4 protein-coding genes and 1 pseudogene are annotated in these 6,711 nt (G+C 72.7%); all 5 read left to right on the top strand.

The features are described from left to right. Nucleotides 1-91: 91 nt before the first annotated feature. Nucleotides 92-360 (top strand): annotated as a pseudogene (gene tnpA / locus AB0C28_RS45490) (IS200/IS605 family transposase); the annotation flags it as partial. Nucleotides 361-551: 191 nt separating this feature from the next. Further along, nucleotides 552-1,319, top strand: coding sequence for an alpha/beta hydrolase (locus AB0C28_RS45485; RefSeq protein ID WP_358082154.1), 768 nt, complete (start codon nucleotides 552-554; stop codon nucleotides 1,317-1,319). A gap of 189 nt (nucleotides 1,320-1,508) precedes the next feature. Next, nucleotides 1,509-3,974 carry a hypothetical protein gene (locus AB0C28_RS45480; RefSeq protein ID WP_358082151.1) on the top strand — a complete coding sequence of 822 codons (2,466 nt, stop codon included), beginning with the start codon at nucleotides 1,509-1,511 and terminating at the stop codon, nucleotides 3,972-3,974. A 123-nt stretch (nucleotides 3,975-4,097) separates the two neighbouring features. After that, the gene (locus AB0C28_RS45475) at nucleotides 4,098-5,492 is read left to right on the top strand and encodes a family 2B encapsulin nanocompartment shell protein (protein WP_358082148.1); all 1,395 of its coding nucleotides are present in this window, start codon (nucleotides 4,098-4,100) and stop codon (nucleotides 5,490-5,492) included. A gap of 26 nt (nucleotides 5,493-5,518) precedes the next feature. Further along, nucleotides 5,519-6,703: a family 2 encapsulin nanocompartment cargo protein terpene cyclase gene (locus tag AB0C28_RS45470; protein ID WP_357857680.1), complete on the top strand. Its 1,185-nt coding sequence runs from the start codon at nucleotides 5,519-5,521 to the stop codon at nucleotides 6,701-6,703. The last annotated feature ends 8 nt before the right edge of the window (nucleotides 6,704-6,711 follow it).

Raw genomic sequence — 6,711 nt, 5'->3', positions numbered from 1 at the left:
AGTCGGCCTTCTGCCGGGAAAATGCGTCCAATAGGCGTGCAGGCAGTTCCACAGGGTGATCGCGGCGGACGCCTGCTCCTGCAGGATCGCGGACTTCGAAACCGAACTGACCGAGTTCAACGGCGCAGACAACCACGTCCACCTGCTGGTCAACTTCCCGCCCAAGGTCGCTCTGTCCAAGCTGGTCAACTCTCTGAAGGGGGTGGCGTCCCGGCGGATGCGCCAAGAGTTCCCCGACCTGGCCGCCCACTACTACCGAACCAGCAAACTGTGGTCCGGCTCATACTTCGCGGGGAGCGTGGGAGGCGCCCGCTGGCGAGCGTGCGCCAGTACATCGAGCAGCAAAACCACCCGGCCTGACCACGGCAACGCCGGCCCGCCTGGCAGCGAAACAGCTGTTCCCGCCCCGCTACGCGAAAGAGTCCGTTTCACCCCCGGTCTGAAGGCCGGAGCACCATCGACAAATCCGGTAGCCCGGCCGTGGACCCGGCGTCCGGGCGCGGCCTCCTCGCTCGCTACGATCCGTCGTCGAGCGAGACGAGAGGCCGATCATGAGCGAGCACCCCCTGTGGCCGGAGACCGGCGCGGCCGCCATCACCGCCTTCCCCGTACGCGCGGGCGCGCCCGCCCCGGCTGTCGTCGTGTTCCCCGGCGGCGCGTACCACCACCTGGCCGACCACGAGGGCGCCCCGGTGGCCCGGTGGCTGAACTCGCTGGGGATCGCCGCGTTCGTCCTGCGCTACCGGATCGCGCCGCACCGCCACCCACTCCCCCTCCTCGACGCCGCCAGGGCCGTGCGCTGGGTCCGGCACCACGCCGCCGCCAACGGCGTCGACCAGGCCCGCGTCGGGGTGCTCGGCTTCTCGGCGGGCGGGCACCTGGCCGGGTTGCTGTCCACCGAGACCGGCCCGGCGCTCGCGGAGGGTCCGCACGACGCGATCGACGCGGCCGATCCCCGTCCCGGGCTGGCGGTGCTCTGCTATCCCGTCACGACGCTGACCGGTCCGGCCGCCCACCTGGGCTCGGCGGCCAACCTGCTCGGGGAGGACGCGCCCGAGTCGCTGCGGGCCCGGTTGTCGCTGCCCGGACGGGTCGGGCCTGACACGCCGCCGACGTTCCTGTGGCACACGGCCGACGACGACGGGGTTCCGCTCGACAACACCCTGCTGCTGTCGCGGGCGCTGGCCCGGCACGGGGTCCGGCAGGAGGTGCACGTCTATCCCAGTGGCCGGCACGGGCTCGGGCTGGCCGACGAGGAGCCGGCCGCCGCCGACTGGACCCGCCGCTGCGCCGTCTTCCTGCGCGGCCAGGGCTGGTAAGCCGCTCGCCTCGGTCGCGGGCGCCCTCGGCCCACCAGCCGCGGGTGTCGGTCGCGGGAGCACTCAATCCTGGGAGCCTCGGCCATACCTCGCCGACCGTACTCAGGAACGGTCGGCGAACATTACTCATGCGGCGCGCGCCCGGCGGACTCATCATGGAGTCCCCCGCCGAGGGAGAGGTGGCGCGCCATGTCGCAGCACACGTCCCACGTCACCGGTCACCACCCGGACGACCTGTCGGGGGTGACCGAGCTGCGCCTGCACGGCGTGGGCGGGACCTCGCCCGCGTCGCTGCTCGGCGACCTCGCCCCCACGCAGGTCGCGGGCGACCGCATCGCCGGCTTCTACCGCACGGCCGACCGCGACGGGCGGCACGTCGAGGCGTACTCGTGGGGCGGCCTGACCTCGGGCAGCTCGTGGCGGGTGCTGTGGCTGGTGCTGTTGCCGTTCGCGCTGGCCAACATGGCGGCCCACATGTTCCCGCCGTGGCTGGCCGACCGCCCTGTGCGGTTCCGGCTGTTCCGGTGGGCGGCCCGGCTGGCCTCGTTCGGCCTGACGCTCAACCTGGTGCTGCTGGCCGCCGCCGTGCCGATCGACTACGTGGCCTACCAGTGCGGCGGCGTGCCCTCGTGCGCGCGCTGGCCGGCCTGGGTGCTGCCGCCGGACCTGCCCGCGGTGCGGATCCTGCTGGGGGCGCTGGCGCCGCTGCTGCTGATCGGCGTGCTGTACCTGCTCGCCCACACCACCCAGAACCGCTACGACCAGATCAAACCGGCCGCTCCCGGACCGGGCAAGGAGCGCCCCGAGCAGGCGAACGGTTTCCCCGGCCTGCGCGACCCGGCGTTCTGGAACGGCGTCCAGCACACCCGCGCCCTCACCCGCCTGCACGTCGCCGGCTCGCTCGCCCTCGTCGCGGCGCTGGTCGCGTGGACGGCCAACGGCGTCAGGCCGGTGGAGGTCGCCTGGCTCTGGCCGCTCCTGGCGGTACCGGCGGCGGTCGTCGCCCTGTGCGCGATCGAGCTGCGCGCCGACACGGTGGGCAAACGCGACCCGTGGCGGTCGTGGGCGCTGCTGGGCCTCGCGGGCGCGGCCATGGCGGGCGCGGCGGTGCTGGCCGTGAGCCGGCCGGCGGGGGATCCGCTGGAGGCGGGCCCGCACGAGCTGCCCGGCTTGCAGGTCTTCATGGACGCGGTGTACGGGGTCGTCTTCCTCACGCTCTTCCTCGTCCCCGTCACGCTGGTCGCGGGCGCGTGGACCAGGGAGAACTGGCCGGGGGCCGCCCGGCGCACCGTCCTGGTGGGTGCGGCCTTCGCCGTCGGGGTGGCCGTGCTGGCGCGCTGGGGCACGGACTCGCTGTGGATCTGGATCGGCACGGGGCTCGGGATCGCGGTCGGCGTGGCCGGCGCCCTCTCCGAAGGAGGAGACGGGAGGTTTCGGTGGGCGGCGCCGTTCGTGGTGCTCGGGGTGGCCATGGCGGTGCTCAACACGTTCATGCTGGCCATGCTGCTGATCGTGGCCGAATGGCTGGGCACGTTGCGGCCCTGTCACGACCCGCGGCTCGGCGGCTGCCTGGACGTCGCCACACCGCCGGGGAACGAAACGCCGATCGCGGTGTTCCCGCTGATCAGGAACATCACCCCGTACCTCGTCGCCGTCCCCCTGCTGCTGGTGGCCTGCTTCGTGCTCTACCAGCTGGTGCGCTTGCTGATCAGCGGGTGGACGGGCAGGCAGGCCGTGTTCGACTACTTCTGCCCGCGTGACGTCGCCGGCGAGGCGCACCCCGAGTGGTGGGTCTCCACGGTCGAGCGCGGCCCCGTGCCCGAGTGGCAGCGGCGGCTGGTGCGTAAGTGGCCCGGCCGGGTGGCCAGGGCGCGGCGGCTGGCCCAGGCGCCGCGCGACCTCGATCTGCTGCTCACGGCGGTGGCGGTGGTCGGGGGCGTGCTGTTCGTGTGGATCCAGTGGCGGCTGCGCACGTCCGGCGGCCCGCCGACGAACCCCAACTGGCTGATCACCGCCTGTTCAGGGGCCGCCATGCTGCTGCCGGCCCTGCTGCTCGTGCTGCTGCGGCTGGGCTGGAAGGACGAGCGTCACCGCCGTTCCATCGGGGTGCTGTGGGACGTGGCCACGTTCTGGCCGCGTCACTCCCATCCGCTCGCGCCGCCGTCGTACGCCGAGCGGGCGGTGCCCGAGCTGCAACGGCGGCTGTGGTGGCTGCACGACAACGGCGGGACCCCGCTGCTGGCCGCGCACAGCCAGGGCTCGATCATCGCCGTCGCGGCGCTCGCGCAGGCCGACGCCCGTCCTGTCGGCGACCGGGTGGCGCTGGTCACCTTCGGCTCGCCGCTGCGCACGCTGTACGCCTGGGGCTTTCCCGCGTACTTCGGCGACGGGTTGTTCCGGCGGCTGGCGTACGGGCCGGGGATCAAGGTGGCGTACTGGCGGAACTTCTGGTGCGACACGGACTACATCGGCGGCCCTGTGAAGGTGAGCGGGACGGTGGACGAGCAGTTGCCCGACCCTCCGACCAGCCGTTTCCTGTACGGCCAGCCGCTGCCGCGAGTCGGCGCCCACACCGGTTTCTGGGCCGACGAGGAGCTGCGCCGGCAGGTGTCCGCCCTGGCCGCGCAACTGGCCGCGCCGACGCCCGGCCCGTAAGTGGCCGTACGGTCACATCGCCCTTACGCCGGGACAGCATTCCTCACTGCCGAGATACTCTACGCTTAGTGTCCGTATAACTACGTTAAGTAGCGACCGCTTGCCCGACCCCCCGGAGGAGCAATGCCCACCGAGCCCACGGACACTCGGCTGAGTTTGGACACGCGGGCCGCGCGCAACCTGGCCACCACCACCAAGACCCGCCCGCAGATGCAGGCCATCAGCTCGCGCTGGCTGCTGCGCATGCTGCCCTGGGTGGACGTGCGGGGCGGGACCTACCGCGTGAACCGCCGGCTGACGCACCGGGCCGGGCGCGGGCGCGTGGCCGTGACGCTGGGCGGGGCCGACGACGTGCGGATCGTGCCGGAGACGCTGACGGAGATCCCCGCGCTGCGCGGCTTCGGCGACGCGGGCGTGCTGGCGGCCGTGGCGGAGTCGTTCGCGGCGCGCGAATACCGGGCCGGCGAGGTCGTGGTCAGGGCGGGCGATCCGGTCAACGAGGCGGGCGTGATCGCCCACGGCCGGGTCGAGCGGCTGGCCACCGGCAGCTACGGCAACGCCCAGTTCCTCGGCGTCATCGCCGGCGGCGACCAGTTCGGCACCGAGGCCCTCACCCAGGACGACCCGCGCTGGCCGTGCACGTACCGGACGGCGACGGCCTGCACGATCCTGTTCGCGCCGCGCGACGAGCTGCGCCGGCTGGCCGAGCGCTCCTCCGCGCTGCGCGAGCACGTCGCCCGCTACCGCGAGAGCCTGCGGCGGCCGGTCAACCGGCGCGGCGAGGCGGCGGTGGCCGTGTCGGCCGGCCACACCGGCGAGCCCGTCATCGACGGCACGTTCGTCGACTATGACCTGCACCCGCGCGAATACGAGCTCAGCGTCGCGCAGACCATCCTGCGCGTGCACACCCGGGTGGCCGACCTCTACAACGACCCGATGAACCAGATCGAGCAGCAGCTCCGCCTGACGATCCACGAGCTGCGTGAACGCCAGGAGTGGGAGCTGCTCAACAACCGCGAGTTCGGGCTGCTCCACAACACCGACTACGACCAGCGGATCTACCCCTGGTCGGGGCCGCCGACGCCCGACGACCTCGACGAGCTGATCGCGATGCGCCGTAAGACCCGCCTGCTGCTGGCCCATCCCAAGGCCATCGCCGCGTTCTTCCGCGAGTGCAACAAGCGCGGGCTGGTCGTGGGCAGCACCGAGGTCAACGGCCACGAGGTGCCCGCCTGGCGCGGCATCCCGATCTTCCCCTGCGGCAAGATCCCGATCTCCGAGGGGCGCACCACCTCGATCCTGGCCCTGCGTACGGGCGAGGACGATCAGGGGGTCGTCGGCCTGCACCAGACCGGCATCCCCGAGGAGTACGAGCCCGGCCTCAACGTGCGCTTCATGGACATCAACGAACAGGCCGTCATGTCCTACCTGGTCAGCGCCTACTACTCGGTGGCGGTGCTGGTGCCCGACGCGATCGGGATCCTGGAGGACGTCGACATCGCGGCCCCGCGTTCCTGACCGCCGAGCTTAGGAAGAGACGCGACATGTTCGACTTCTCCGCATTCGATCCCTCCGCGACGCCGGTGCCGGCCGGGCCCACGGGGCTGGGGGCGTACACGCTGAGCCTGCGCTCGGCGCTGCGGCCGTACCGGCCGGGCTTCGAGGAGGGCGACGGGCACGAGGACGGCGTCCCCGGCGGGCCGCGCGCGACCGGCGGCGACCGCGGCCTCAGCCTCGCCCCGCTGGCCTGCCGCGAGCGGGAGTGGGGCGACGGCACCTACCCGCCGCTGTACGTGCCCGAGACCGTTCGCGTCGACGACGACCTCGGCGCGGAGGTCGACCGGCGCCTGGTGGCGTGGGCCGAGCGGACCGGCGTCCACGAGGGGCGGATGGAGCAGTTCGCCGCCACCGGCTACGGGCGGCTGGCCATGCTCACCCACGCCGACAGCGACGACCCCGACCACCTGCTGATCGCCGCCCAGCTCAACGCGGCGTGGTGGGCGGCCGACGACTACTACGCCGACGAGAGCGACCTCGGCGCGACCCCCACGGAGCTGCCGCCCCGGCTGGCGCTGGTCACCTCGGCCATGGACCCGCCGCCCGACGCCGGTCGTTACACCGAGCAGCTGGAGGAGCACATCAGGAGCGATCCCGTCCTGGTCGCGCTGCGCTCGGCCACCAGCCACGCGGCCCGCCACTCCACCCCCGCGCAGGTGATGCGGATCCGCGGCATCACGAGTCAGATGTACGTGAGCTGGGCCGCCTACGCCGCCTGGCGCTACCTGGAGACGCCGCCGCCCGTGTGGCGTTACCTCGCGGCCCGCCAGCACGACAGCTTCTACACCTCCATGGTCCTCATCGACGTCGTCGGCGGTTACGAGCTGCCCGCGAACCTGTTCGGCGAGCCGCGCTTCCACACCGCGCTGATGCAGGCCGGCACCGCGAGCGTGCTGGTCAACGACCTGCACTCGGTGGAGCGGGAGGCCGCGGACGAGCTGCCCGACTCCAACGTGATCCTGCTGATGGCCGCCGAGGAGGGCTGTTCGATCCGCGAGGCCACCGAACGCACCGTCCACCTGCACAACCACTTCGTGCGCGGGTTCGAGCAGAGCCAGCGCTCGCTGGCCGCCCTCCCCTCCCCCGAGCTCAAGCGTTTCCTGCGCGGCGCGCAGGCGTGGATGGCCGGGGGCCTCGAGTGGCACCAGAGCACCAGCCGCTACCAGTCCTGACGACCCAC

Origin of the sequence: Nonomuraea sp. NPDC048892, from assembly GCF_040649735.1 — a bacterium.
Taxonomy (GTDB): Bacteria; Actinomycetota; Actinomycetes; order Streptosporangiales; family Streptosporangiaceae; genus Nonomuraea; species Nonomuraea maheshkhaliensis.
Note: the sequence above shows the minus strand (reverse complement) of the source record. Positions and strands in the feature narration are given on the sequence as shown.